At 73.1% G+C, this 26,211-nt stretch carries 21 protein-coding genes; 9 read left to right on the top strand and 12 right to left on the bottom strand.

Annotation, left to right across the window (positions count from 1 at the left end; genetic code table 11):
• Nucleotides 1-39 precede the first annotated feature (39 nt).
• A complete protein-coding gene (locus GD632_RS07430; RefSeq protein ID WP_110850950.1) occupies nucleotides 40-321 on the top strand; it encodes an Lrp/AsnC family transcriptional regulator in 282 nt (93 codons plus the stop codon).
• Nucleotides 322-331: 10 nt separating this feature from the next.
• Here GD632_RS07430 and GD632_RS07435 read toward each other — a convergent pair whose 3' ends face one another.
• Complete coding sequence (locus GD632_RS07435; protein WP_226924728.1) at nucleotides 332-2,104, bottom strand: DEDD exonuclease domain-containing protein; 1,773 nt, start codon at nucleotides 2,102-2,104, stop codon at nucleotides 332-334.
• Nucleotides 2,105-2,191: 87 nt separating this feature from the next.
• Here GD632_RS07435 and GD632_RS07440 point away from each other — a divergent pair, with 87 nt between their 5' ends.
• A complete protein-coding gene (locus GD632_RS07440) occupies nucleotides 2,192-2,389 on the top strand; it encodes a hypothetical protein (protein ID WP_152190467.1) in 198 nt (65 codons plus the stop codon).
• A 115-nt stretch (nucleotides 2,390-2,504) separates the two neighbouring features.
• Here GD632_RS07440 and GD632_RS07445 read toward each other — a convergent pair whose 3' ends face one another.
• Nucleotides 2,505-4,328, bottom strand: coding sequence for an AMP-dependent synthetase/ligase (locus GD632_RS07445; RefSeq protein ID WP_152190469.1), 1,824 nt, complete (start codon nucleotides 4,326-4,328; stop codon nucleotides 2,505-2,507).
• A gap of 125 nt (nucleotides 4,329-4,453) precedes the next feature.
• Here GD632_RS07445 and GD632_RS07450 point away from each other — a divergent pair, with 125 nt between their 5' ends.
• Nucleotides 4,454-5,392 (top strand): ROK family glucokinase, encoded by a 939-nt coding sequence (locus tag GD632_RS07450; protein WP_152190471.1) that lies wholly within the window; start codon nucleotides 4,454-4,456, stop codon nucleotides 5,390-5,392.
• Nucleotides 5,393-5,440: 48 nt separating this feature from the next.
• On the opposite strand, the gene GD632_RS07455 is transcribed toward GD632_RS07450, so the two are convergent.
• Nucleotides 5,441-5,914, bottom strand: coding sequence for a hypothetical protein (locus GD632_RS07455; RefSeq protein ID WP_152190473.1), 474 nt, complete (start codon nucleotides 5,912-5,914; stop codon nucleotides 5,441-5,443).
• A gap of 73 nt (nucleotides 5,915-5,987) precedes the next feature.
• On the opposite strand from GD632_RS07455, the gene GD632_RS07460 reads away from it, so the two are divergent.
• The 5 genes from GD632_RS07460 to GD632_RS07480 all read left to right on the top strand — a co-directional run bounded on the left by GD632_RS07460 (nucleotide 5,988) and on the right by GD632_RS07480 (nucleotide 12,547).
• Nucleotides 5,988-6,866 (top strand): lysophospholipid acyltransferase family protein, encoded by an 879-nt coding sequence (locus GD632_RS07460; protein ID WP_226924729.1) that lies wholly within the window; start codon nucleotides 5,988-5,990, stop codon nucleotides 6,864-6,866.
• 108 nt (nucleotides 6,867-6,974) lie between these two features.
• The gene (locus GD632_RS07465) at nucleotides 6,975-8,204 is read left to right on the top strand and encodes a pyrophosphate--fructose-6-phosphate 1-phosphotransferase (RefSeq protein WP_152190476.1); all 1,230 of its coding nucleotides are present in this window, start codon (nucleotides 6,975-6,977) and stop codon (nucleotides 8,202-8,204) included.
• Nucleotides 8,205-8,345: 141 nt separating this feature from the next.
• Nucleotides 8,346-10,496 carry a beta-N-acetylhexosaminidase family protein gene (locus GD632_RS07470; RefSeq protein WP_193311388.1) on the top strand — a complete coding sequence of 717 codons (2,151 nt, stop codon included), beginning with the start codon at nucleotides 8,346-8,348 and terminating at the stop codon, nucleotides 10,494-10,496.
• 61 nt (nucleotides 10,497-10,557) lie between these two features.
• Entirely contained in the window at nucleotides 10,558-11,922 is a 1,365-nt protein-coding gene (locus GD632_RS07475) for a class II 3-deoxy-7-phosphoheptulonate synthase (protein WP_193311389.1), read from the top strand.
• Between the two features lie 103 nt (nucleotides 11,923-12,025).
• Entirely contained in the window at nucleotides 12,026-12,547 is a 522-nt protein-coding gene (locus GD632_RS07480; RefSeq protein ID WP_152190594.1) for a molybdopterin-dependent oxidoreductase, read from the top strand.
• A 78-nt stretch (nucleotides 12,548-12,625) separates the two neighbouring features.
• Here the strand turns inward: GD632_RS07480 and GD632_RS07485 are convergent, their stop codons facing one another.
• The 8 genes from GD632_RS07485 to GD632_RS07520 form a co-directional block, all read right to left on the bottom strand.
• A complete protein-coding gene (locus GD632_RS07485) occupies nucleotides 12,626-14,314 on the bottom strand; it encodes an FAD-binding oxidoreductase (RefSeq protein ID WP_226924731.1) in 1,689 nt (562 codons plus the stop codon).
• On the bottom strand, nucleotides 14,311-15,081 hold the full coding sequence (locus GD632_RS07490) for a lysophospholipid acyltransferase family protein (protein ID WP_152190480.1): 771 nt from the start codon (nucleotides 15,079-15,081) through the stop codon (nucleotides 14,311-14,313). The genes GD632_RS07485 and GD632_RS07490 overlap by 4 nt, the downstream gene beginning before the upstream one ends.
• Nucleotides 15,078-15,899, bottom strand: coding sequence for an SDR family NAD(P)-dependent oxidoreductase (locus GD632_RS07495; RefSeq protein ID WP_152190482.1), 822 nt, complete (start codon nucleotides 15,897-15,899; stop codon nucleotides 15,078-15,080). Before GD632_RS07495 ends, GD632_RS07490 begins: the two co-directional genes overlap by 4 nt.
• Nucleotides 15,896-18,163 (bottom strand): HAD-IB family hydrolase, encoded by a 2,268-nt coding sequence (locus tag GD632_RS07500; protein ID WP_152190484.1) that lies wholly within the window; start codon nucleotides 18,161-18,163, stop codon nucleotides 15,896-15,898. The genes GD632_RS07495 and GD632_RS07500 overlap by 4 nt, the downstream gene beginning before the upstream one ends.
• A gap of 156 nt (nucleotides 18,164-18,319) precedes the next feature.
• The gene (locus tag GD632_RS07505) at nucleotides 18,320-19,078 is read right to left on the bottom strand and encodes an anaerobic ribonucleoside-triphosphate reductase activating protein (protein WP_226924732.1); all 759 of its coding nucleotides are present in this window, start codon (nucleotides 19,076-19,078) and stop codon (nucleotides 18,320-18,322) included.
• Nucleotides 19,075-20,907: a ribonucleoside triphosphate reductase gene (locus tag GD632_RS07510; RefSeq protein ID WP_152190487.1), complete on the bottom strand. Its 1,833-nt coding sequence runs from the start codon at nucleotides 20,905-20,907 to the stop codon at nucleotides 19,075-19,077. The genes GD632_RS07505 and GD632_RS07510 overlap by 4 nt, the downstream gene beginning before the upstream one ends.
• A 168-nt stretch (nucleotides 20,908-21,075) precedes the next feature.
• The gene (pknB, locus tag GD632_RS07515; protein WP_152190489.1) at nucleotides 21,076-22,995 is read right to left on the bottom strand and encodes a Stk1 family PASTA domain-containing Ser/Thr kinase; all 1,920 of its coding nucleotides are present in this window, start codon (nucleotides 22,993-22,995) and stop codon (nucleotides 21,076-21,078) included.
• 76 nt (nucleotides 22,996-23,071) lie between these two features.
• Nucleotides 23,072-24,532, bottom strand: coding sequence for a lytic transglycosylase domain-containing protein (locus GD632_RS07520; protein WP_226924733.1), 1,461 nt, complete (start codon nucleotides 24,530-24,532; stop codon nucleotides 23,072-23,074).
• A gap of 158 nt (nucleotides 24,533-24,690) precedes the next feature.
• Here GD632_RS07520 and GD632_RS07525 point away from each other — a divergent pair, with 158 nt between their 5' ends.
• Entirely contained in the window at nucleotides 24,691-25,065 is a 375-nt protein-coding gene (locus GD632_RS07525; RefSeq protein WP_152190492.1) for an Rv2175c family DNA-binding protein, read from the top strand.
• Nucleotides 25,066-25,093: 28 nt separating this feature from the next.
• Here the strand turns inward: GD632_RS07525 and GD632_RS07530 are convergent, their stop codons facing one another.
• Nucleotides 25,094-26,173 carry a polyprenyl synthetase family protein gene (locus GD632_RS07530; RefSeq protein WP_152190494.1) on the bottom strand — a complete coding sequence of 360 codons (1,080 nt, stop codon included), beginning with the start codon at nucleotides 26,171-26,173 and terminating at the stop codon, nucleotides 25,094-25,096.
• Between the last annotated feature and the right edge of the window lie 38 nt (nucleotides 26,174-26,211).

The raw sequence follows: 26,211 nt of genomic DNA on the forward strand, positions 1-26,211 counted from the left end.
CGGCGGGGAGCCCGCCGACGACGAGACGAAGGAGACACCATGCTCACCGCCATCGTTCTCATCGACACCGACGCCTCCCGCGTGCCCGAGGTCGCCAAGGAGGTCGCCGAGCTGGACGGGATCAGCGAGGTCTACTCGGTCACCGGGGACGTCGACCTCATCGCGCTGGCGCGGGTGCGCCGCCACGAGGACCTCGCCGACGTCGTCGCCGACCGCGTGGGCAAGGTCAAGGGCGTGACCAACACCCGCACGTACATCGCCTTCCAGGCCTACTCGAAGCACGACCTCGAGTCCGCCTTCGCCATCGGGCTGGGCGACTGACGGTCCTCGGTCAGCTGGTCGGGGGCAGGGGGTACCTGGCGGCGGCGTCGACGGGCCACGCGAGCGGCTCGTCGCCCTCCACGTGCTGGACCAGGCGGGTGGCGGGGTGCTCGATCCAGTCCGCGACGAGCTCCGTCTCCTCCGAGCCGGAGGCACCGAGGACGGTGGAGGGCGCCGGGACCGCCTCCCCGGTCGCGACGAGGGCGTCGATGGCCGGCATCGGGTTGACCCCCCGGGGCACGGTGCAGGTCCCGGCGAGCCGGCCGTAGCGCACGAGCACCACCTCCCACCCGCCGTCGTCGGTGCGACGGGCGGCGACGAGCTCGGGGCTGCGCCACAGGGGGCGCAGCCGTTGCGTGCGCCGGGCTGCGACGAGGTAGGCACGCAGCCGGTCACGCTCGGTGGCGGCCTCCTCGTACCGCTGCTGCCCGGCGAGCGACACGATCCGGGCGCGCAGCGCCGCGACGACCGGGCCCGCCGCGGAGGTGAGACCGGCGCGGACCGAGGCGGCGACGTCCGCGTACTCCTCCACGCTCTGCGCGCCGGTGCACGGGGCGCCGCAGCGCCCCATCTCCGCCAGTGCGCAGGCGCGGGCCTCGGGCGAGGGGACGGCCGGCAGGCGCTGGCTGCAGCGCCGCACCGTGAACGCCTCCTCCAGTGCCTCGAGCGCCGACTGCGCCGCGGCACGGGAGGCGAAGGGGCCGATCGCCTCCGCGCTTCGCCCGGCGGGCACGTTCCGCACGATGGACAGGCGCGGGAACGGCTCGTCGGTGAGACGGATCCACGGCCGGCGGTGGGGCTTGCGGGAGCGGCGGTTGTAGGGAGGGTCGAGCTCGGCGATGAGCCGCAGCTCGCGCACGGCCGCCTCGAGCTCGGTGGCGCACGGGATGGGCCGGACCTCCTGGGTGAGGTCGACCATCTCGCCGATGCGCTTGCGCTTCTCCGCCGCGGTGAAGTACGAGCGCACCCGGCGGCGCAGGTTGACGGCCTTGCCCACGTAGAGCACCTCCCCCGCCGGCCCGAGGAACTGGTAGACGCCGGGACCGGTGGGCAGCGAGTCGGCGAGGGTGGCCTTGCGGCGCCGCTTGTGCGGGACGGGGTCCCCGAGCGTGGCGAGGTCCTCCAGGTGGGTGGCACCGAGGGGGGCGAGCCGTCCGAGCAGGCCGTGCAGGACGTCGACGGTGGCGCGCGCGTCGTGCAGCGCGCGGTGGTCCGGGCTGGTGGTGGCACCGAAGAGGGCGGCGAGGGAGCCGAGTTTGTTGTTGGGGGCCTCGTCACGCGTGACGACGCGGCGGGCCAGCGCGACGGTGTCGACGACGGCGGGGGAGGGCCACGGCAGGTCGAGCCGTGTGGCGGCCGCGCGGAGGAAACCGACGTCGAAGCGCGCGTTGTGGGCGACGAGCACCGTGGTGGGGCCGAAGCCGGCGAACTCGAGGAAGGCGGGCAGCACCTCCCCGATCCGTGGCGCGCCGACGAGCATGGCGTCGGTGATGCCGGTGAGGACGGTGATCATCGGCGGGACGGGGCCACCGGGGTCCACGAGGGTCTGGAACTCGCCGAGGACCTCGCCGCCGCGCACCTTGACCGCGCCGATCTCGGTGATCTCGCACTGGGTGGGCGAGCCGCCGGTGGTCTCCAGGTCGACGACGACGAAGGTCACCTCCGAGAGCGGCACGCCGATCTCGTCGAAGCCGATCTGGAGCGGCGTCCCCTCCCCGGCGCGGGTGGCGCCCTCGAGGTCCAGCCGCCCTCCGGGGGCGGGTGCAAGCAGGTTCGCGGTCACGGTCCGACCGTACGGGCGACCACCGACACGCCAGCGTTGCCGTGCCGCGGCCCGGGCGATGTCAGAGGTCGCCCCTACGGTCGCGACATGATCATCGACTGCGACTCCTGCACCATGCGGACCATCGCCTGCGACGACTGCGTGGTCAGCTTCCTCACCGACCCTGCCCGGGAACAGGCACCGGCCGCCCGTGACCTCGGGGACGACGAGCGCACCGCGCTGGCGGTCCTCGCCGACAGCGGGCTCGTGCCGCCGCTGCGGTTGCGGCGGGCCGGGACGGCCTGAGCCCGTGCCCCGCCGCCCCGTCCCGGTGCCGCTCCCGGCGCGCGGAGCCGCGCGCGTGCCACGGCCGGTGCCCGCGCGGTCGCGGGCACCGGCCGTGGAGGTCGGGTCGGGGCGGTCAGCCGCGGGTGCCGGTGGGCGCCTCGGCGTAGATCTCGTCGACGACCTTCGCGTAGTCGCGCATCACCGCGTTGCGCCGCACCTTCATCGAGGGCGTGAGGTAGCCGTTGTCCACCGTGAAGTCCTCGTCGAGGACGACGAACTTCCGGATGGACTCGGCGCGCGAGACCTTCTTGTTCGTCCGGTCGATCTCCATCTGGATGTGCTCGCGGACGAGGGGGTCCTGCGCGGCCTCCGCGACGCTCATCGGCTCCTTGCCGTGGTTCTTCAGCCAGCTCGGGAGCATCTCGGCGTCGAGCGTGACGAGCATGCTGATGAAGTGCCGGCGGTCGCCGATCGCCAGGCACTGGGAGATCAGCGGGTGGGCGCGGGTGGGGTCCTCGAGCTGGCTGGGCGCGACGTTCTTGCCTCCCGCCGTCACGATGATCTCCTTCTTGCGGCCCGTGATCGTCAGGCAGCCGTCCTCGTCGAGCCGGCCGACGTCACCGGTGTGGAACCAGCCGTCCGAGAAGGCCTCGGCGGTCGCGTCGGCGTTGTTGTGGTAGCCCCGGAACACCGCGATCCCCTTGGCGAGGATCTCGCCGTCGTCGGCGATCTTGATCCCGCACCCCGGCAGCGGGGTGCCCACCGTGCCGATCTTCACGCGCCCCGGCCGCGCGACGGCGACGGGCGCGGTGGTCTCGGTCAGGCCGTAGCCCTCGAGCACCACGAGACCCAGTCCGCGGAAGAAGTGGCCGAGGCGCTCACCCAGCGGGGCGCCACCGGAGACCGCGTAGACGGCCTGCCCTCCGAGCACGGCGCGGATCTTCTTGAGCACGAGCGCGTCGGCGACCTTGTGGAGCGCCTTGAGCCGCACACCGGGGCCGCCCGGCTTGTCCAGCGCCCGGGAGTAGGCGATGTTCACCCTCGCGGCCCACCGGAAGATCTTCACCTTGCCGCCGGCCGCGGCCTTCTGCTCGGCGGCGTTGTAGACCTTCTCGAAGACGCGGGGGACGGAGAGGATGAACGTCGGGCGGTAGGTGCCCATGTCCGCGACGAGGTCCTTGGTGTCGGGCGTGTGCCCGAGGGGCACGCCCGCGGCGATGACGAGGACCTCGACGAAGCGGGCGAACACGTGGGCCAGCGGCATGAAGAGCAGCGTGCGCGCGCCGGGGTAGTCGAAGACCTCGTGGAGGTCCTCGATGGCGTTGCGGCACAGCTCGACGAAGTTGCCGTGGGTGAGCTCGGCACCCTTGGGACGGCCGGTGGTGCCCGAGGTGTAGATGATCGTCGCGATGTCGTCGAGGCCGACGGCGGAGTGCCGGGCGGCGAGGTCCGCGTCGCTGACGTCGCGGCCCCGGGCCACCAGGGTGTCGATGGCGCCGTCGTCGATCGCCCACACCTCACCCAGGTGCGGCAGCCCACCGTTCTCCTCGCGGGCCTGCGCGACGGTCGCGGCGTGGGCGGAGGTCTCCACGACGGCGGCGACGCAGTCGGAGTCACCGAGGATCCACGCGCACTGGTCGGGGGAGGAGGTCTCGTACACGGGCACCGGGACACCGCCGGCGTGCCAGATCGCGAAGTCGAGGATCGTCCACTCAAAGCGGGTGCGGGACATGATCGCGACGTGGTCCCCGGGACCGACGCCGGCGGCCATGAGCCCCTTGGCGACGTTCTCGACGAGCTCGAGGACCGCGGCGGTCGTGTACTCGCGCCAGACACCGTTCTCCTGGCGCTCGATGAGCACCTTGGAGGGGGAGGACGTGGCTTGCGCGATGAGCAGGTCGCTCACGCTCGTCGACGATTCGGACGTCACGGCAAGGGGGACATGGAACTCGTCCATACTGACTCCAGTGGCAGCGGTCGGAGGGAATGACTACCGGCTCCACGATATGGCAGATCTGGGCGTTTCGGTGCACCTCCGCAGGGAAGTGGCGCCGTGTCCACGACGACGGACAGGAATCATCGATGACGACGATCGGTATTGACATCGGCGGGACGAAGATCGCCGCCGGTGTGGTCGACGAGAACGGCCAGGTGCTGGCGCAGACCCGCCGGGCGACGGACGCCCTGGACCCCGAGGCGATCGAGAGTGCGGTCATCGCGTCCGTCGCCGAGCTGCGGTCCGGGTACGACGTGACCGGCGTCGGGGTGGCCGCAGCCGGCTTCGTCAGCCCGAACCGCGACGGCATGCTCTTCGCCCCGAACATCGCGTGGCGCGACTACCCGCTCCGGGAGCGGCTGGCCCGCGGGATCGAGGTGCCGATCGTCATCGAGAACGACGCGAACGCCGCCGGCTGGGCCGAGTTCCGCTTCGGCGCCGGCAGGTCCGCGCAGTCCATGGTCATGCTCACGCTCGGCACCGGGCTGGGCGGCGCGATCATCCTGGACAACCGGCTCATCCGCGGTGCCTTCGGTGCGGCTGCCGAGCTCGGCCACATGCGTGTGGTCCCCTCCGGCCACTACTGCGGCTGTGGCCACGAGGGCTGCTGGGAGATGTACGCCTCCGGCCGTGCGCTGACCCGGGCCGCCCGGATGGCGCTCATCACCGACGAGGACCGCGCCGGGCGCCTGCGCGAGCTCGCCGCCGCCGACGGCGGCAAGACGCGCGGGCAGCACGTCACCCAGGCCGCTTCCGAGGGCGACCCGCTCTCCCGCGACCTCGTCGCCGAGCTCGGCCGGTGGGTGGGCGCCGGGATCGCCGACCTCGTCGCCGTCCTCGACCCCGAGCTCTTCGTCATCGGTGGCGGGGTCGCCGACACGGGGGACCTCGTCCTCGAGGCCGCCCGTGCGTCCTTCCGCGAGCACCTCTCCGCCCGGGGCTACCGGCCCGAGGCGGAGATCGCCCTCGCCGAGATGGGCAGCGAGGCCGGCATCGTCGGTGCCGCCGACCTCGTCCGGCACTGACGCGGGCGCCCGCCCGGCCCGCGTGGCCGGGCGGGCCCCACGGGACGGTCAGAGGACGGCGCCGTCCCCGTAGTCGTCGGTGTCCCGGCGCGTCGGCATGCGCCACAGGAGCAGACCCACGCCCACGGCCAGCGCGCCGACCGCCACGAGCCACACGACGCCCGGCGCCGAGCGCCACAGCAGGACGCACAGCAGCATGACGGCCAGGCCCCCGAGCACCCCGCCCCAGGCGACGACGAGCACCGGCTCGGAACGGGACAGCGGGTCCGGGTCTGGCTCGGTGAAGCCGTCGACGACGTCACGCGCGCGGTCGTCGTCCTCCGTCTCCCCCGCGGGGGAGTAGTCGCGCGGGCCGGGTGCGGGCGGCGCGGCCGGGGGCAGCGGCTCGGGCTCCGGCGCGAGCTCCTCCTCGGGCGGCAGCCGCAGCTCGCCCAGACGCGCGGTCAGCTCCGCCCACTGGGCGTCGAGGTCGTCGTCGGGCACGTGGTCGCCGTCAGCGGCGCCCCGGGTAGGACCAGCCATGGGGAGCACTCTAGAGTGCTTCAGGAACGCGCGGCCCGATCCGGGCGCCGCGCGGACGGCGAAGGGGTAGTGAGTGTTCTACGGCTTGATGAAGGCGACGCTCGGCACGACGCTGCGCGTCTTCTACCAGCCGTGGATCCGCGGCGCGGAGAACGTGCCCGAGGAGGGCGCGGCGATCCTCGCGAGCAACCACATGGCCGTCATCGACTCCTTCTTCCTCCCGCTCATGGTGCGCCGCTCCGTCGTGTTCCTCGGCAAGCAGGACTACTTCACCGGGCGGGGGGTCAAGGGCAAGCTCGTCGCCGGGTTCATGCGCGGGGTGGGCACCATCCCGGTCGACCGCAGCGGCGGCCGCGCCGGTGAGGCCGCGCTCCGCACCGGGCTGCGCCGCCTCGAGGAGGGGGGCCTGTTCGGGATCTACCCCGAGGGCACCCGCAGCCCCGACGGACGCCTCTACCGCGGCAAGACCGGTGTCGCGCGCCTCGCGCTCCAGTCCGGCGCCCCCGTCATCCCCGTCGCGATGATCGGCACGAACATCGCCCAGCCGATCGGCACCCGCATCCCGCGGCTACGGCCGATCGGGATCGTCATCGGCAAGCCGCTCGACTTCAGCCGCTACGCCGGCCTGGAGGAGGACCGCTTCGTCCTGCGCTCGGTGACCGACGAGATCATGTACGAGATCATGCGCCTGTCCGGCCAGGAGTACGTCGACGCCTACGCCGCCTCCGTCAAGGCGCGCGCCACCTCCGGGACGGCGCCCGCGACCGCGGCGCCCGCCGCCCCGGCCGGTCCCGGCGGCCGCAGGGTCCCGGACACCGGGGTGCCCGAGCCCACCGAGCGCGAGCTGGCCGAGGGCAAGGAGCTCCTCGAGGCCGCTGCGCAGGACGCCGAGACCGCGGCCGGGCAGGACGACGACGGAGCGGGCGCACCGCCGTCCTCGTCCACGAGGTAGGCGGTCCCAGGCACCGGCTCCCGGCGTCACTACACTGGGTGGCGCGCGCGAGCACTCCCTGCTCGCCGGCCGCTGCCCTGGCGGCCGCCGTTCGACGAAAGGTTGCCGATGTCCGTCCGCCGTGTCGCCCTGCTCACCGCAGGTGGCTTCGCCCCCTGCCTGTCCTCCGCGGTCGGGGGCCTGATCGAGCGCTACACCGAGGTGGCGCCGGACGTGGAGATCATCGCCTACCAGTACGGCTACCACGGCCTGCTGACGGGCACCAAGGTCGTCATCGACGACGAGGCGCGCGCCAAGGCCAGCGTGCTGCACGACTTCGGCGGCAGCCCCATCGGCAACAGCCGCGTCAAGCTCACCAACGCCAAGAACCTCGTCGAGCGCGGACTCGTCCAGGAGGGTGACGACCCGCTCAAGGTCGCGGCCGAGCAGCTGCGCGCCGACGGCGTCGACGTCCTCCACACCATCGGCGGCGACGACACCAACACGACGGCCGCGGACCTCGCCGCCTACCTCGAGGACAACGGGTACCACATGGCCGTCGTCGGCCTGCCGAAGACGATCGACAACGACATCATCCCGATCCGTCAGTCGCTCGGCGCCCACACCGCCGCGGAGCAGGCCAGCCGCTTCGCCCAGAACATCATCGGCGAGCACCGTTCCAACCCCCGGATGCTCATCGTCCACGAGGTCATGGGCCGCCACTGCGGCTGGCTCACCGCCGCCGCCGCCCGGGACTACCACCAGTGGGTCGCCGAGCGTCCCGAGTGGAACCCGAGCGCCGGGCTGAGCAAGGAGCGGTGGGACGTTCACGCCGTCTTCCTGCCCGAGATGAAGCTCGACCTCGAGGGCGAGGCGCAGCGCCTGCGCGGCGTCATGGACGAGATCGGCAACGTCAACATCTTCCTCTCCGAGGGCGCCGGCGTGCCGGAGATCATCGCCGAGCTCGAGGCCAAGGGCGAGGAGGTCCAGCGCGACCCCTTCGGCCACGTCAAGCTCGACACGATCAACCCCGGCCAGTGGTTCGCCAAGCAGTTCGCCGAGCTCATCGGCGCCGAGAAGGTCATGGTCCAGAAGTCGGGCTACTTCTCGCGCTCGGCAGCGGCCAACGACCAGGACCTCGCGCTCATCAAGGAGATGGTCGACCTCGCCGTCGACAGCGCGTTCCGGGACGTCTCCGGCGTCGTCGGGCACGACGAGGAGAACGGTGACGAGCTGACGACCATCGCCTTCCCCCGGATCGCCGGCGGCAAGGCCTTCGACATCTCCCAGCCGTGGTTCAGCGAGCTCATGGCGAGCCTCGGCCAGGACGTCACCCCGGCGGAGAACGCCGGCCACTGACCGACGCACGCACGGTGAGGGCGGGTCGCGAGGGTGCGGCCCGCCCTCACCCGTGAGTTGACCGAGGTGTGGGCCGGGCCACAGGCTGGGCCACTCGTCCGGCACCCGCCGGCCGTGCTCCTGCCGAGAGGTGCTTCACCGATGAGACATCCCGTCCTGGCCTCGGGGGTGACGCTCGCGCTGGCCGCCGGTGCGGTCGCGCTCCCGTCGTCGGCCTCGCCCGCCGCAGCCGCCCTGCCCGACCCCCTCCTCGTCCCGGCTCCCGTCGAGGCCACCTACACCGGTGAGTCGGTGCCCGTCGGCGACGTCGACGTGGTGACGGACGCGACGACCGACGCCGCCGCGCTCGCCGCGCTGCTCGCCGCGTTCGCCGCGCACGGCGTCGAGGACGTCACCGTGCTCGTGCCGGGGGAGGAGCCGGACGGCTTCGCGGTCGCGGTCGTCGGTGCCGACGCCGTCGCGGACGAGGGTGTGCCGGCGGACGCCGAGGGGTACGCGCTCGTGACCGACGCGGACGGTGCACTCGTCGCCGGGCGCGACGGCGCCGGGCAGTTCTACGGCGTCCAGACGCTCGTCCAGCTGCTCGGGGAGGTCGACGGCGTCACCCACCTGCGGGAGGCCGCCGTCGTCGACCACCCGGCGATGGCGCTGCGCGGGACGATCGAGGGCTTCTACGGCGAGCCCTGGACGCACGCCGAGCGCCTGGACCACCTGGACTTCCTCGGGTCGGTCAAGGCCAACACCTACGTGTACGCCCCCAAGGACGACCCGTACCACCGCGACCAGTGGCGCGAGCCGTACCCCGCGGACACCCTCACCGAGCTCACCGAGCTCATCGCGCGCGCCGACGCGAACCACGTCCAGTTCACCTTCGCCGTCTCCCCGGGCGTGTCGATCTGCTACTCCGACCCCGAGCACCGCGCCGACCTCGAGGCGAAGCTCGACGCCATCTACGACGCCGGGGGCCGGTCCTTCTACATCGCGCTCGACGACATCGCCTACACCGACTGGAACTGCGAGGCCGACGCCGAGGCGTACGGTCCTGCCGGCCAGGCGGCCGCCGCGACGGCGCAGGTCGACCTGCTCAACGACGTCCAGCAGACGTGGGTGACCGAGCGTGAGGGCGTGCGCCCGCTGCAGATGGTGCCCACCGAGTACGGGGACCTCGAGGCGACCGCGTACAAGGACGTCATCCGCGAGACGCTCGACCCCGAGGTCGTCATCCAGTGGACCGGCACCGACGTCGTGCCCACCTCGATCACCACCGAGGACGCCGAGCGCTTCTCCGAGCTCTACGGGCGGCCGGCCTTCCTCTGGGACAACTACCCGGTCAACGACTTCGGCGACACGGCCGGACGGCTCCTGCTCGGCCCGTACGCCTACCGGGACAACGGCCTGTCCGAGCACCTCAGCGGGATCGTGTCCAACCCGATGAACCAGCCCTACGCCTCGGAGGTCGTCGTCGCGAGCGTCGCCGACTTCGCGTGGAACGACGCCACCTTCGACGCCGAGGAGTCGTGGCTGCGGTCCCTCGCCCTCCTCGCCGGCGGCGACGCCGAGGTCACGGCCGCGCTCGCCGTGTTCGCCGACCTCAACCGGCAGGCGCCGACCTTCGGTGCCGAGCCGTGGCAGCCGCAGGCACCGGGCCTCGCGGCTCTGGCAGAGGAGTTCGGCGCCCTGTGGGAGGAGAGCGACACCGACGGTGCCCTGGACCTGCTCAGCGCCTACGCCGAGCTGCTCGCCGCGGCCCCGGAGACCATCACCGACGGCGTGCACGACGGCTTCCTTGCCGACTCCGCGCGGTGGCTGGAGTCCACCGCGCTCTGGTCGGACGCGCTGCTCGACGCGATCGCCTCCGTCGACGCGCGCCTGGCCGGTGACGTCGTCGCCGGGGAGGAGCTGGCGGCACAGGCGCGGACGGCGGCCGCTGCCGCGGCCGACGTCCGTGTCGACCCGCTGCGCAACCGGTGGCCGGCCGACAGCCGGGTCAAGGTGGGTGACGGCGTGCTCGACGTGCTCATCGAGGACCTGCTCGCCCTCGAGGTGAGCATCCCCGAGCCGACGGAACCGCCCACCGACGGCCCGAGCCCCGAGCCCACCGACGACACCACGCCCGGGGACACGGACGACGCCCCCGGCTCCGGTGGGGAGACGGACGAGGCCACGGCCGCGCCCGGTGGTTCCCTCCCGAGCACGGGCGCCGGTGGCGTCGCGGGGTATGCCGCCCTCGCTGCCGTGCTCGCGGCGCTCGGCGGTGGACTCCTCCTGCGCCGGCGGACCGCCGGCGCCTGACCGCGCCGGGGCCCCTTCCCACCGGTCGGACCGGTGGGAAGGGGCCCGTGCCGTTCGTCGTATGGTGGAGCGCGTGAGTATCGAGGCTGATCCCGCGGTTCTGCGCGGGCTGGACATCTGGCGCGACCTCCCGGCATCCCAGCAGCCGGAGTGGCGCAGCGCCGAGGAGCTGCGCGCCGTCACCGACGAGCTCGCCGCCTCCCCGCCGCTCGTCTTCGCCGGCGAGGCGGACCAGCTGCGCGAGCAGCTGGCCAAGGCGTCCCGCGGTGAGGCATTCCTCCTCCAGGGCGGCGACTGCGCCGAGACCTTCGCGGAGTCGACGGCGGACAACATCCGCAACAAGATCCGCACGATCCTGCAGATGGCTGTCGTCCTCACCTACGGCGCGAGCCTGCCCATCATCAAGATGGGCCGCATGGCCGGCCAGTACGCCAAGCCGCGCAGCAACACGATGGAGACGCGCGACGGCGTCGAGCTGCCCGCCTACCGCGGTGACGCTGTCAACGGTCACGCGTTCACGCCCGACTCGCGGGTCCCGGACCCGAACCGGCTGCTGTCGGCCTACCACCGCTCCGCCACGACGCTCAACCTCATCCGCGCCTTCACCGGCGGCGGCTTCGCCGACCTGCGCCGGGTCCACGAGTGGAACCGGGGCTTCACCACCAACCCGGCCTACAAGCGCTACGAGCAGCTCGCCGCGGAGATCGACCGCGCGGTGCGCTTCATGGCTGCCGCGGGCGCCGACTTCGACGCGCTGCGCACGGTGGACTTCTACTCCAGCCACGAGGCCCTGCTCCTCGACTACGAGCGGGCGATGACCCGCATCGACTCGCGCACCGGGCACCCGTACAACACCTCGGCGCACTTCCTGTGGATCGGGGAGCGCACCCGCGAGCTCGACGGCGCGCACGTCGACCTCCTGTCCCGCGTGCACAACCCCATCGGTGTCAAGCTCGGGCCGACGACCACCCCGGCGACCGCCCTCGCCCTGCAGGAGCGGCTCAACCCGGAGGGCACCCCCGGGCGCCTCACCTTCATCACCCGCATGGGCGCCGAGCGCATCCGCGACGTCCTGCCGGGCCTCCTGTCCGCGGTGTCCGCCGAGGGCAGCCCCGTGACCTGGGTGTGCGACCCCATGCACGGCAACACCTTCTCCTCGCCCAGCGGGTACAAGACCCGCCGCTTCGACACGGTGCTCGACGAGGTCCGCGGCTTCTTCGAGGCGCACCAGGTGGCGGGCACCGTCCCCGGCGGCCTGCACGTGGAGCTCACCGGCGACGACGTCACCGAGGTGCTCGGCGGCGGTGAGGAGATCGACGAGGGCGCGCTCAGCCGCCGCTACGAGACGCTCGTCGACCCGCGCCTCAACCACCAGCAGTCGCTGGAGATGGCCTTCGCCGTCGCTGAGATGCTCCGCGGGAGCTGATGGTCGGGGATCGGGGGGAACGGTGAGCACGGCAGGGGCGATCGAGGTCCCACCCGAGCGGAGCGTCCCGCCCGGGCAGCACCTGGTCGCCCAGGCCCCGGTCATGCACTACGGGCCGGTGCCCAGGCCGCGGCCGGAGCGGTGGGACTTCACCGTCGGGGGGCTCACCCGCGACGGCGCGGAGCGGCGCTTCTCGCTGGACGAGGTCCTCGCGATGACACCGGTCGAGGTCATCGGTGACCTCCACTGCTCGGCGCGCTGGAGCACCCTGGACGAGCGGTGGTCCGGGGTCGCCGCCCGCGCCCTGGTCGAGGCCGCGCCTCCCGCGGACGGCGTCGAGGACGTCCTCGTCTTCGCGGAGTACGGCTACAGCGCGACGATCCGCGTCGACGACCTCATGTCGGCCCGCGCCGTCCTCGCCACCCACCACGACGGCGTGCCCCTCACCCAGGAGCGTGGCGCGCCGCTGCGCCTGGTCATCCCGCACCTGTACTCGTGGAAGGGCCCCAAGTGGGTCCGCGGGTGGAACTACACCGCCGCCCCCGAGCGCGGGTTCTGGGAGCAGCGCGGCTACCACCTGCGCGGCGACGCCTGGCGCGAGGAGCGCTACTCCTACCAGGAGTGAGCGCGCCCACAAGCGCCGAGAGCGGAGTTGTCACCCGGTGACAACTCCGCTCTCGGCGGTGGGTGGGGGAGGGTCAGCTCACCACTCGCGGGAGGCGGGCAGCAGCGTGCCGGGATTGAGGTTGCGGCCGGGGTCCACGCCCTGGAGCAGGGCCACCTGGACGTCCACGCCGGCGGGGGAGATGTCCTGCTCCAGCCAGGGCGCGTGGTCGGTGCCCACTCCGTGGTGGTGGGAGATCGTCCCGCCCTGGTCGACGAAGGACTGCTGGATCGCCCGCTTGACCACCCAGTACTGACGCAGCTGCTCCTCCATGTCCGAGCTCCCGGACACGAGGGCGAAGGTGAAGTACAGGCACGCACCGGAGTGGTAGCTGTGCGACAGGTGGCACATGATGTAGCCGCGCACGCCCAGGGAGTCGAAGGCCTCGCGCGCCGCGCGCAGGGTGCGGTGGTAGACCTCCATGAGCCGCGACCACGGCATCGCCGTCTCCGAGACATCGGCGAGCGCGCCGATGTCGAGGAGGAAGTCGCGGATGTAGGGGGTGTCGAACTTCTTCTGGTCGTACAGCGCGCCGGGCCCCTTGCCGAGCTTCACGCCGCCGTGCTCGCGGACGATCTTGCCGACGGTCGCCTTGTCGGCCCTGACCCGGGCGCTGCCGCCCTCGTAGCCGACGTAGCTGAGGCAGGCCTTGTCCAGGTCCCAGCCGCGCTTCTCGAGGAAGCCGAACAGTCCGTCCTGGACCGCCTTCTTCGCGCCCTTGGACGCCTTCTGCGTCGACAGCGAGAACGCGGTCTCGTTGCCGTCGGAGACGCGGGTGACCGACGGGTGGGCGTCGGACACGGAGATCGCGTGCATGGCCTGGACGGCGCTGCCCCAGTTCGGGAAGAGGTAGGCGATGATCTCGCGGTTCTCCGGCAGCCGGTGGACGTGCACCCACGCCTCGGTGATGACACCCAGGCGCCCCTCCGAGCCGAGGATCATCTCCCGCACGCTGGGGCCCGAGGACGTGCTCGGCAGCGGGCGCAGCACGACGACCTTGCCCGGCAGCACGACCCGCATGCCGCGGGTGATGTCGGCGATGTCCCCGTACTTGTCGGACTGCATGCCCGAGGAGCGGGTGGCGATCCACCCGCCGAGGGTCGAGTGCTTGAAGCTGTCGGGCTGGTGGCCCATCGTCCAGCCGCGGGCGGTCAGCTGCTCCTCGAGGTCGGGGCCGAGGGCACCGGCCTGGACGCGCGCGAGCCCGGCGTCCTCGTCGACCTCGAGGACACGGTTGAGGCGGCCGAGGTCGAGGGAGACGATCGGGCGGGTCTCCTCGGGCGGTGGGGTGAGGGACCCGGAGATGTTCGAGCCGCCGCCGAAGGGGATGAGGACGGCGTCGCTCGCGACGACGGCGTCGACGACGGCGCGCACCTCCTCCTCCGTGCCGGGGTAGACGACGACGTCGGGCACGCGCGGCAGGTACCCGGCGCGGACCCGGACGAGGTCGACGAGGCCCTTGCCGTAGGTGTGGATGACGCGGTCGAGGTCGGAGGTGACGACGTGGTCCTCACCGAGGGCCGACCGCAGCTCGGCGGCGAGGTCCTCGGGAAGCTTGGAGGCGGGGACGTCGATGTCGTCGAAGGACGGCGGCGGGGTGCCGGGTGCCGAGAGGTCGATCCCGATCCTGTCCATGACGAAGGGCGCCATCTTCGGCTTGTCCCGGTAGTTGAAGGCGATGCCCTCCACTCCCCAGCCCCACCACTTCTGGTGCGTCACTCCCGTCACGAAGCCTCCTCCTGGGACTGGCCCTCCGGCCCGCCCCTCCTCGAGTCGCCGACGACGTACGGCGTCTGCATGGTCATCATGGTGCTGATGTGCTGGGCGACGCGGTCGCTGAACGCGCGCGCCGGCTCCCCGGGGTGGGGCCGCATCGGTCGGCCGACGAGCACCCGGACACGCGGGCGGCCCGGGACCGGCCAGAACCGGCCCACCGGCATCGCCTCGTGGGTGCCGAGCAGCGCGACCGGGACGCACGGGACGCCGGAGGTCGCGCAGAGCACCGCCGCACCGGGCTTGAAGGGGCGCATGACGCCGTCGCGGCTGCGGGTGCCCTCCGGGAAGAGCAGGATCGGCAGGCCGCTCGTCAGCAGGCGCTGGGACATGCCCTTGTTGCGTCCGCGTCCACCGGTGCGCTCGATCGGGTAGGTGTTGAAGAACAGCGAGGTGAGCGCCTTGACCCACCACCGGGAGTAGAAGTAGTCGGCGGCAGCACCGACGGTGAGCTTCTTGGTCAGCCGGTAGGGGAGCTGGGACACCAGGACGCCGGTGTCCAGGTGGCTGCAGTGGTTGGCGACGACGACGAACGGACCGCGGAGGGAGTCGACGTTGTCGGTGCCCTCGACCGTCGTCGTCGTCACCGCCGAGACGACGGGCCGCAGGACGAGGCGCTGCGCGACGAAGCGCAGGGCCCGGTGCCAGCGGGCGTGGTAGCGGCTCAGGCGGGGGGCTCCTTCGCCCCCACGGCTGCCGCTTGCGGAGTCCCCCTCGGTCACGACCGACCTCCCTGGATGAGTGCGGTGGCGCGCCGCACGAGCGGCCGCGGTGCGTGCGCGGCGAGGAACGCGATGACGCGGAAGCGGAGCGAGGGCACCGAGCGGACCCGGCCACGCTCGACGTCCTCCAGCGCGTCGGACACGACGCGGTCGGCCTCGAGCCACAGGACGTTCGGGATCGCGCTCGTGCGGATCTTCGCCCGCTCGTGGAACTCGGTGCGCACCCAGCCGGGCACGAGCGCGGTGGCCTGGACGCCGGTCCCCGCGAGCTCCAGGGACAGGGACTCGGAGTAGGTCGCCACCCAGGACTTGATCGCCGAGTAGGCGCCCATGGGGACGAGGCCGGCCACCGAGGCGACGTTGACGATGACGCCGCGGCCCCGCGACACCATCGCGCGGCCCGCGGCGTTGCCCAGGACGAGGACGGCGCGGACCATGACGTCCAGCGACCGGTCGACCTCGCTGAGGTCCTCCGCGAGGAGCGGCACGTGCACGCCGTGGCCCGCGTTGTTGACGAGGACGTCCACGGGGGACCCGGCGTCCAGCAGCCGCGCCGCGACGGCGTCCACGTCGTCGCGCGCCGCGAGGTCGGCCACGAGCGTCTCCACCTCGACACCGTAGCGCCAACGCAGCTGCTCGGCCGTCTTCTCCAGGCGCTCCCGGTTGCGGGCGACGAGCACGAGCGCGAGCCCACGGGCGGCCAGCGCCCGGGCGAACTCGAGGCCGAGGCCGGACGTGCCGCCGGTGACGAGCGCGCGTCCCTGCAGGACGGAGGCGTCGGTGGGCGCCGAGAGCGGGCGTCGGGGACCGGTGGTCATCGCTGGACGGCCTCCTTCAGGCTGCGCAGGACTGGGGCGATGCGGCCCTCGACCGTCGTCGTCCACGTGTGGACGGGCCAGCGCTGGGCGCGTGCGTAACGGTAGAGCTGGGCGTCGGGGTTGACCACGTGGGGGTTGCCGACGACCTCGAGCCAGGGCCGGTCGGCGTAGCTGTCGCCGTAGGCGTACGAGGCCGACAGGTCCAGACCTTCGTCGCGGGCGTAGCGCGTGAGCCAGGTCGCCCGGGACTCCCCGACGAGCGGGGAGGCGAGGAGGTGGCCGGTCCAGCGGCCGTCGTCGTCCTTCTCCATCTGGCCGGCGACGACGACGTCGAAGAGCGGCGCGAGCGGCTCGACGAAGACGTCGATCTCCCCGGTGACGAGGACGGTGCGGTGGCCGGCGGCCCGGTGGGCGCGGATCTGCTTGACGGCCTCGGTGAGGACGTCACGGCGCAGGGAGTCCTGCACCCGCTCGGCGATCGCGGTGCGCAGCTCCGCCTCGTGGGTGCCGGCGTAGCGGCGCATGAAGGTGCGGATGAAGTCGCCGCGGTCGCGCATCTCCGCCTGGAGGTAGCGCGGGCCGAGGGCGACGAGGTTGCCCAGCGCCTTGGGCCAGCCGGCCGGCGGGCGGGTGGCGAGCTCGACCCACAGGTACTGCTCGACGAGGGTCGCGGCGATGACGGTGCGCTGGAGGTCGAAGACGGCGACGACGTCGCTGCGACGGGGCAGCTCGGCCTCGCGCGGCGTGCCGGCCTTGGGCCGCTCGCCACGCATGAGGCCCGGCACCCCGGGGATGTGGACCTCCTGGAGGTAGTGGCGCCAGTCGATCTCGGTGACGTCGAAGCCGTGCTCGGTCTGCCGCTCCGGCGGCAGGGAGGCGTGCAGCGCCCGGGTGCGGGCGTCGTCGAAGATGACCTCGATCTGCGTGTACGGCTGGTACAGCGAGGTGAACTTGCGCAGCGTGTCGAGGTCGCGGCGCGCCTTGTACAGCGTGGACATCCACTCGCGGGTGCGGGCGCGCGCCGGCAGGCGCCCGACGGCGCGGTCGGCCACCTGCACCGCCTTCTCCCGGCGGCGCACGGCGCGCTCGACGGCACCGCGGTGCGGGAAGGACCACGAGGGCACCGAGACGTGGGAGCCGCTGGAGTCCTTGAGCGGGTTCGCGGAGAAGTACTCGCGCACGTACTCGTAGAGCTTGCCGAAGCGCAGCGGGTTCGTGATCCCGGAGGAGACCTGGAAGTAGTGCGCGTCGCCCGCCGGCGGCGGCGCGGCGGCCGCGGCGAGGATCGCGTTGACGACGAAGTCGACGGGGATGACGTCGAGGACGGTGTCGGCGAGCGCCGGGAACTCCGGGAGCATGCCGCGGCCGTAGGCGGCGATGAGGGGGTCGGCGACCTTGAAGCCGTCGATCCAGCCCGGGTAGGGGTGGCGGAAGGAGGACTCGATGATCGTCGGGCGCACGACCGACAGGCGGTGCCCGCCGCCCTGCCACAGGTCCTCGGCGACCCGCTCGCCCATCGCCTTGGTGAAGGTGTAGACGTCCGGCCAGCCGAGCGACTCCGCGCGGGTGCGGGCGTGGTGGACGAGCTCCTCGCGGACCCACGCGACACGGGCCGCCTCGGCGGCCTGGGCGACGGCGCGGGGCCCGGCGCGGCGGTGGTCGACGTCGGCCTGGCGCAGCAGCGGCTCGAGGACCTCGGGGCGGCGCGAGGCCTCCTCGGCGGACTGGCGGGCCGCGAGCGCCGAGCGCAGCTCGGTGCCGTAGTCGACGTCGTGGTCGAGGCTGCGCTCCTCGGCCACGCCCTTGCGCAGGCCGGCGACGTAGCTCGTCGAGACGTGGACGACGTGCGGGTCGGTCCCGGTGGCGAGGAGCCGCTCGTAGAGGTTGACCGGGCCGGCGACGTTGGCGGCGAACGCCTCGTCGACGGGGAGGTCGAAGGAGACGCTGGAGGCGGAGTGGACGACGACGTCGAGGTCGTCGGGCAGCTCGGGGACGTCCTCGAGGTCGCCGGGGATGACGGTGACCCGCTCGGTGAAGGCGGCCAGCGCGTTCTCCTCGCCGACGGAGTCGCGCCAGCTGCGGAAGACCGGCTTGCGCAGCAGCTTCTCGGCGCGTCGCTGAGCGCTGAGGTCGCCGCGGGGGCGGACGAGGATGCTGATGCGGGTCGTCGGGTAGGCGGCGAGAAGCTTCTCGACGACGGCCTGGCCGACGAAGCCGGTGGCGCCCGTGACGAGGACGTGCGCGTGCTCCAACGGTGAGTGCATTTGCCGAACTCTATAGCCGGGAGCCCCCTCACCAGAACTAGGCCCGGCCCCCGCGCGCCGCCCACCCTAGAACTTCGCAGTTGGTGGGTTCGGCGACGCGATACGTGCGGCGAGGCGACAGCAGCCCACCAACTGCGACGGTGTCGGACGGACCGGTCAGGCGGGTCTCAGGTCGTAGCGGTCCAGGTCGAGGGCGCGGACCTGGTCGTCCAGGGTCGCGACCTCCTGCTGCCACGCGCGCTGGTCGGCCGCGGCGTGGGCGTGGGTGAACTCCTCGCGCGTGCCCTCGGTCCGCACGACCTGGAGCGCGAAGGCACGCGCGCCGGCGTCACGGGCACGGCGGGCGATCTCGACGGCGTGGCGGACCGCGGGGGAGCCGGGCGCGACCGTCGTGCGGACCTCGTGGTCGACGCCGGAGGCGACGAGCAGGTCGAGGCACTCCCACGCGAGGTGGCCCGCGCCCGGGCGCCGTACGACGTCGTCGTAGTCCTCGGGCAGGGCCTTGAGGTCCAGGCCCACCCAGTCGACGTCACCGAGCACCGCCTCGAGCCGCCGCGGGTAGGGACCCGCGGTGTGGAGACCGACGGCGAACCCGAGCGCGCGCACCTCCCGGGCGGCCGGGAGGAGCGCCGCCTGCCGGGTGGCCTCCCCGCCGGACAGGACGACGGCGTCCAGGAGGCGGCGTCGTCGGCGGAGGAAGGCGAGCACGTCCTGCCAGGGGAGCGTGCCCGGGGTGCGCGGGGGGATGAGCGTCGGGTTGTGGCAGTAGGAGCAGTCCCACGGGCAGCCCTGGCAGAAGACCGTCGCGGCGAGCCGCCCGGGCCAGTCGACCGTCGACAGCGGCGCCATCCCGGCGACCTGGAGGTCGTCGGCGCGGGCCGGTGAGGCGGGGCGGCCCGCCGCGACGGCGGTCACGGCGTCACGACCGGTGCGGGGACGGCGGCCTGCTCGGTGAACATCTCCCGCTCGGCGTACTCGCCCCTCTTGCCGATGTTGAAGGAGCTCACCGGCCGGAAGTAGCCCATGACCCGGGTCCACACCTCGCACGCCACCGGCTCGTCGCGCTCGACGGCGCAGCGCGGGCAGGAGTGGTGCTCCCCGGAGAGGTAGCCGTGGTTCGGGCACACCGAGAAGGTCGGGGTGATGGTGACGTAGGGCAGACGGAAGCCCTCCAGGGCCCGGCGCACGATCTCCTTGCACGCCTGCGCGGAGGAGATGCGCTCGCTCATGTACAGGTGCAGGACCGTGCCGCCGGTGTACTTGCCCTGGAGCTCCTCCTGGCGCTCGAGCGCCTCGAACGGGTCGTCGGTGAAGCCGACGGGCAGCTGGGAGGAGTTCGTGTAGTACGGGTTGGTCCCGGTGCCGGCCTGGAGGATGCCGGGGAAGCGCGTGCGGTCCTCCTTGGCGAAGCGGTACGTCGTGCCCTCCGCCGGGGTGGCCTCGAGGTTGTACAGGTGTCCGGTGGCCTCCTGGTACTCGACCATCCGGTCGCGGACGTGGTCGAGGAGGCGGGCGCACAGCGCGTGCCCGCGCGGGTCGGTGAGGTCGTACTCGTCGAGGGTGAAGTTGCGGACCATCTCGTTCATCCCGTTGACGCCGATGGTCGAGAAGTGGTTGTCCAGCGTCCCGAGGTAGCGGCGGGTCCACGGGAACAGGCCGCCGTCGATGTGCTCCTGGATGACGACCCGCTTGAGCTCCAGGGTGTCGCGGGCGACGTCCATGAGCTCGTCGAGGCGACGCACGAGCCCGGCCTCGTCGTGCGCGTGAAGGTAGCCCAGCCGCGCCATGTTGACGGTGACGACACCGAGGGACCCGGTCTGCTCCGCCGAGCCGAAGAGCCCGTTGCCGCGCTTGAGCAGCTCCCGCAGGTCGAGCTGGAGACGGCAGCACATCGAGCGGATCATGCCGGGGTCGAGGTCGGAGCTGATGAAGTTCTGGAAGTAGGGCAGCCCGTACTTCGCGGTCATCGCGAAGAGCCGCTCGGTGTTCTCCGAGTCCCAGTCGAAGTCCTTGGTGATGTTGTACGTGGGGATGGGGAAGGTGAACACCTGCCCGGTCGCGTCGCCCTCGGTCATCACCTCCAGGTAGGCGCGGTTGACGAGGTCCATCTCGTGCTGGAGGTCGCCGTAGGTGAAGTCGCACGGCTCCCCGCCGACGAGCGGCACCTGCCCCCGCAGGTCCGGCGGGCAGGTCCAGTCGAAGGTGAGGTTGGTGAAGGGGGTCTGGGTGCCCCAGCGGGAGGGCACGTTGAGGTTGTGGACGAGCTCCTGGACGCCCTGCTTGACGTCGTCGTAGGTCATCGCGTCCAGGCGGACGAAGGGGGCCATGTAGGTGTCGAAGGAGCTGAAGGCCTGCGCCCCGGCCCACTCGTTCTGCAGGGTCCCGAGGAAGTTGACGATCTGCCCGACGGCGGAGGAGAAGTGCCGGGCGGGTGCGGCGGAGATGGCCCCGGGCACGCCGTTGAAGCCCTCCTCCAGGAGGCGGCGCAGCGACCAGCCCGCGCAGTAGCCGGCGAACATGTCGAGGTCGTGGATGTGGAGGTCGCCCTCGCGGTGGGCGCGACCGGCCTCGGGGGCGTAGACACGGTCGAGCCAGTAGTTGGCCACGACCTTCCCCGAGGTGTTGAGCATCATCCCGCCGAGCGAGTAGCCCTGGTTCGCGTTGGCGTTGACGCGCCAGTCGCTGCGGTCCAGGTACTCCTCGACGGTGGTGGTCGGGTCGACGTGGGTGGGGCGGTGGTCCATGGGCTTCTCCCGTGCTCGTGCGGACTGCGGCACGACAGACGCTAGGACCGCGGGAGCGGGCGGGAACCCCTAGGTGTTGGGGTGTGTCGCACCAACCGCCGCTACATGTGGTGGTCGAAGCGGACGAACGTGACGGCGGCGGGACCTTGGTCCCGAGGCCGGGAGGCCTCAGACGACGGTGAGGGTGACGGTCGTGCCCGGCACCGCGAGCTCACCGGCGTCCGGGGACATGCTGCGCACGGTGCCGAAGATGCCGCCGAGCACCCGCTCGACCTCGACGACGAAGCCCGCGGCCTCGAGCTCCTCGGTGGCGGCGCCCACCTGTCGTCCGACGAGGTCCGGCAGCTCGACCGGCTGGGGGCCGAGGGAGACGGTGACGGTGACCTCGTCGCCGCGGTAGAGCTGGACGTCCTCGTCCGGCGTGGGGTCCTGGCTCACGACCCGGCCGGCGGGCACCTCGGGGTGGTAGTCCTCCTCGACGACGGCGCCGAGGCCGGCGCGCTCGAGGTCGGAGACAGCGGTGTCCGCGTCGGCCCCGACGACCGAGACGAGCTCGACCGGCTCGCGGCCCGCGGACACGACGAGGTCGACCGGCTGGTCGTAGGGGATGACCTCACCGGCCTCCCGGCCGGCGGAGATCACCTCACCGGCGGGGGCGTCGTCGTCGTACGGGGTCTCGACCTGCCCGACGGTGAGCTGGGCGGCCTCGAGCGCACCGGTCGCCTCCTCCTGGGTGAGGCCGACGAGCTCGGGCACCTCGACCATGAGGATGCCGCGGGAGACGTGGAGGACGACGGTGCCGTCGGTGCGCACGCGGTCGCCCGGTGCGGGCTCGGCGGAGACGACCTCGTGCTCGGGCACGGTGTCGTGGTGCTCGCGCTCGACGGTGAGGTCGAGGCCGGCGTCGCTGAGCACGGCGACGGCCTCGTCCTCGGTGAGGCCGACGACCGCGGGCACGGTGGCGTAGGCGCCGGGGCCGTGGGTGAACCACCACCACGAGCCGCCGCCGGTGAGGGCGAGGGCGAGCAGGACCATGGTGAGCGCGAAGACGCGGCGACGACGACGGCGGCGAGCCGGGCCGGCCGGTCCCGGATCGGGCACGCCGGCGTGGATCGCGCCGATGGGCAGGGCGACGGTGCCGGCGGGCAGCGGCGTGACGTCGGTGGCGGGACCCTCCGCACCGTCGGTGCCCCCCTCCTCGACCGCGGGGGCCACGTCCGCGCGGCGCGCGAGCGTGGCGTCGTCCAGGGCGGCGCGGGTGCGGCGCAGGAGCGCGAGCGCGGCGTCGGCGTCCGTGGGGCGGTCCGCGGCGTCCTTCGCGGTGAGGGCGGCGACGAGCTCGTCGACCTCCGCCGGGAGCCACTCGACCCGGGAGGAGGGGCGCGGGACGCCGTCGTTGACGTGCTGGAAGGCCACCCGGATCGGCTGGTCGGCGACGAAGGGCTGGGTGCCGGTGATGAGCTCGAACAGGACGATCCCGACGGCGTAGACGTCCGCGCGCGCGTCGGCGACCCCGGAGGTGACGATCTCGGGGGCGAGGTAGGCGACGGTCCCGAGCACGGTGCCGGTCGACGCCGCCGTCGCCTCGGTGACGGCGCGCGCGAGACCGAAGTCGGTGACCTTGGGGCGCCCGTCGCGCTCGAGGAGGACGTTCTCCGGCTTGACGTCGCGGTGGACGACCCCGGCGCGGTGGGCGCAGGCGAGGGCGTCGAGGACGCCGTCGACGACGTCGAGGGCGCGCCCCAGGGGCAGGGCACCCTCCCGGCGCAGCTCGGTGCGCAGGTTGTGGCCCTCGATGAGCTCCATCGTGAGGTAGCTCGTGTCGTCGGCCAGGCCCTGGTCGTAGATCGCGACGATGCCGGGGTGGTTGAGCCGGGCGGCGGAGCGGGCCTCGCGGCGGAAGCGGGCGACGAAGTCCGCGCTCTCGGCGAGGTGCGGGTGCATGGCCTTGAGGGCGACGGTGCGGTCCAGACGCCGGTCCAGGGCCCGGTAGACGGTGGCCATGCCGCCCCGGGCGATGCGGGCACGCACCTCGTACCGGCCGTCGACGAGACGGCCGAGCATGGGGTCGCTCACGGTGCGCTGCACGGGGCCGAGTCTAGAGCCGCGGGCCCGCCCCGACCGGTAACGGGACCGGTGAGGCGGGCTGCGGCGTCGTGGCTGGTCAGAACTGACGCATGAGGGACTTGATCCCGGCGACGTAGTTGCGGGTGTCGGCGTACATGCCGTTGCGCTTGACCCCCGCGAGGCCCTGGTAGTAGCCGGCGACCGCCTGGTCGAAGTTGTCGGCGGTGCGGACGAGCTGGCGCAGGATCGCGATGCCGGCGGTGACGTTGTCCTGCGGGTCGAGGAGGTTGAGCTGGCGCCCGACGAGGTCCGAGGCCCACTGGCCGGAGCTCGGGATCACCTGCATGACGCCGACGGCGTTGGCGGGGGAGACGGCGCGTGCGTCGAAGCCGGACTCCTGCTGGGCCACGGCCAGGGCGAGCGCGGGGTCCACGCCCATGTTCACGGCGGTGTTCCGGACCATGGCGCGCATCTGGTCGCGCGAGGGGACGCTCATCGACAGGAGCGTCGCCTTGTTCGTGTTGGCCGCGCCGACGACGTTGCTCGCGTAGGTCCGCCCGAGGAACGTGCTGCCGACGAGCTGGCCGCCGCTCGTGCTGCCTCCGGCGCTCGTGCCGCCACCCGAGCCACCCGGCACGGTGAGGCGCTGGCCGACGTAGATGAGCCCGGAGCCGGGAAGGTTGTTGGCGGAGATGATCGCCGACGTCGTCGAGCCGTACCGCGAGGCGAGGCCCGAGACGGTGTCGCCGGCCGCGACGACGTGCGTGCGGGAGGCCGTGCTGCTGACGGGCGTCGTGGCGGGCTTGGCGGCGGGGGCCGAGGTCGAGCCGCCGCCGGAGACGGTGAGGCGCTGGCCGATCCGGATGAGGCCGGGGTTGCGCAGACCGTTGGCCGACGCGATGCGCTCGACGGTGGTGCCGTAGCGCTGGGCGATGCCGGAGACGGTGTCCCCGGCCCGGACCACGTGGGTGCTGGCGCTCTGGGCGGCGGGGCGGCTCGCCGCGGGGGCGGCGCTCGCGCCGGTGGCCGGAGCCGAGGTCCCGGGGATGGTGAGGCGCTGGCCGATGATGATGAGCGCGCGCGAACCGAGGCGGTTGGCGGAGACGATGTCCTCGACAGTGGTGCCGTACCGCTTGGCGAGGGCCGAGACCGTGTCACCCGCGGCGACCGTGTGGGTCGTCGCGGCGGCGGCCCGGGCGGGCGCGGCCGTGGCGGCCTTGCCGGCGGCCGGCAGACGGAGGACCTGGCCCACCTTGATGAGCGCCTGCGAGTTGAGGCCGTTGGCCGCGACGATCGCGGAGACGGACGTCCCCGCGCGGGCGGCGATGGCGCCGACCGTGTCGCCGGCTCGCACCTGGTAGGTGCCCGTCGGCAGGCTGCGCTGGGTGGCGGGCGCGGTGAGTGCGAGCGCCGTGGCGCCCGCGGTGGGCGCGGTGGTGGCCGCGGTGGCGGCGCCGGCCGGCACGGTCATCGCCGCGACGGTGGTCGCCGCGAGCACGAGGCCCACGCCGGCGCGGCCGGCGGGACGAGGCGCCCGGGTGTGAGTGCGAGCCTTCATCGATGTCCTCCGCGACGGGCCCCGGCGTGTCGGCGCACGGGACCACAGTGGCTGGTGTTATTGGTGGGGCGAGTGTGAACGCTGTGACCCTAGCGTTATCGAGGCGGCACGTAAAGGCGGGGACGGCGCCCGCTCCCGCGGCTCGTTAGGCTGCGGGAATGACCGAGAACGACGCCTCAGGCCTCCGCTGGTGCTCCCTCCCCGAGGTCGCCGAGCTCCTCGACGTGCGGCTGCGCGACGTCCGGGACCTCGTCCGCGACCACCACCTCGCAGGGACGCGCCCGCAGGAGGAGGGTCCCTTCCTCGTCCCGCGCGACTTCCTCCTCACCGCGGAGGACGGCGCCGCCGAGCCCGGTCCGGTGCCCTCGCTGCGCGGGACGCTCATCCTGCTGACCGACACCGGTTTCACGGTCGACGAGGCCGTGGCGTGGCTGCTCACCGAGCAGGAGGACCTGGGGACCACGCCGATCGCCGCCCTGCGGGCACAGCGGATCCACGAGGTGCGTCGGCTCGCTCAGACCTTCGCGGTCTGAGGCCGTCCGCGGCGCGGCGAGCCGGGGCTCACGCCGCGCGCGAGGTGAGCAGCCGCGCCAGCCCGGTGAGCATCTCGTGGCTCGCCGCGGGCAGGCCGAGCCCGTCCAGCGCGGCCAGGCCCTCGGCGAGGTGGCTGTCGACGAGCCGCTGGTGCTCCTCGACGGCGCCCGTGGTCTCCAGGACGGTCCGCAGCAGCGCGACGTCCTCCTCGGAGAGGTCCGGGCGGCCCACGTGCCGCTGCAGGGTGGCCCGCTGCTCGGCGTCCGCGCCCCGCAGCGCCAGGGCGAGGAGCACGGTGCGCTTGCCCTCGCGCAGGTCGTCGCCGGCCGGCTTGCCGGTCACCTCGGGCTCGCCGAACACGCCGAGGACGTCGTCCCAGAGCTGGAAGGCCACGCCGAGGGGCAGACCGACGCGGCGCAGCGCGGCGAGCGCGTCCTCCGGTGCTCCGGCGAGCGCCGCACCGAGGACGAGGGGGTGCTCGACGCTGTAGCGCGCCGACTTGTGCTTCACCACCGTGAGCGCCCGGGAGACGTCGTCCTGCTCGCTCCACGGCAGCACCTGGGAGCGCACGTCCAGGTACTGGCCCACGGCCACCTCCGTCGTCATGAGGTCCCACGTGGTCCGGGCCGCCGAGGAGGCGTCGCCGTCGACGAGCCGGCGCGCGAGGTCCATCTCGACCGAGGAGACCGACAGGAGCAGGTCGCCGAGGAGGATGGCGCCGGCGGCCCCGTGGCGGTCCGGGTCGCCCAGCCACCCGCGCTCGGCGTGCTCCCCCGCCATGCGGCGGTGCACCGCCGGCAGGCCCCGGCGGGTCAGGGACCCGTCCATGAGGTCGTCGTGGGCGAGCGCGGCGCCCTGGAAGAGCTCGAGGGCGCTGCCGGCCAGGACCGGCGCGGAGTCGGCGGTGACGGGCCGGTCGGTGAACGCCGTCCAGCCGGCGGTGCAGAAGGCGGCCCTCAGCCGCTTGCCCCCGCCGAGCAGCGCCGCCCCGGCGGCGAGCAGCTCCTCCACCCCCTCGAGGGACGCGAAGGGGCGGGTGTGCTCGCTCAGGGCGGTGGCGACACGGTCGGTCACGAGCGTGGCCAGGCCGGCGGTGGATGCTGCCATGCGCGCAGCCTACGGGGACGGGTCGCTGCTCCCCAGGC

The sequence above is a fragment of the Georgenia satyanarayanai genome, from assembly GCF_009193135.1.
Taxonomy (GTDB): domain Bacteria; phylum Actinomycetota; class Actinomycetes; order Actinomycetales; family Actinomycetaceae; genus Oceanitalea; species Oceanitalea satyanarayanai.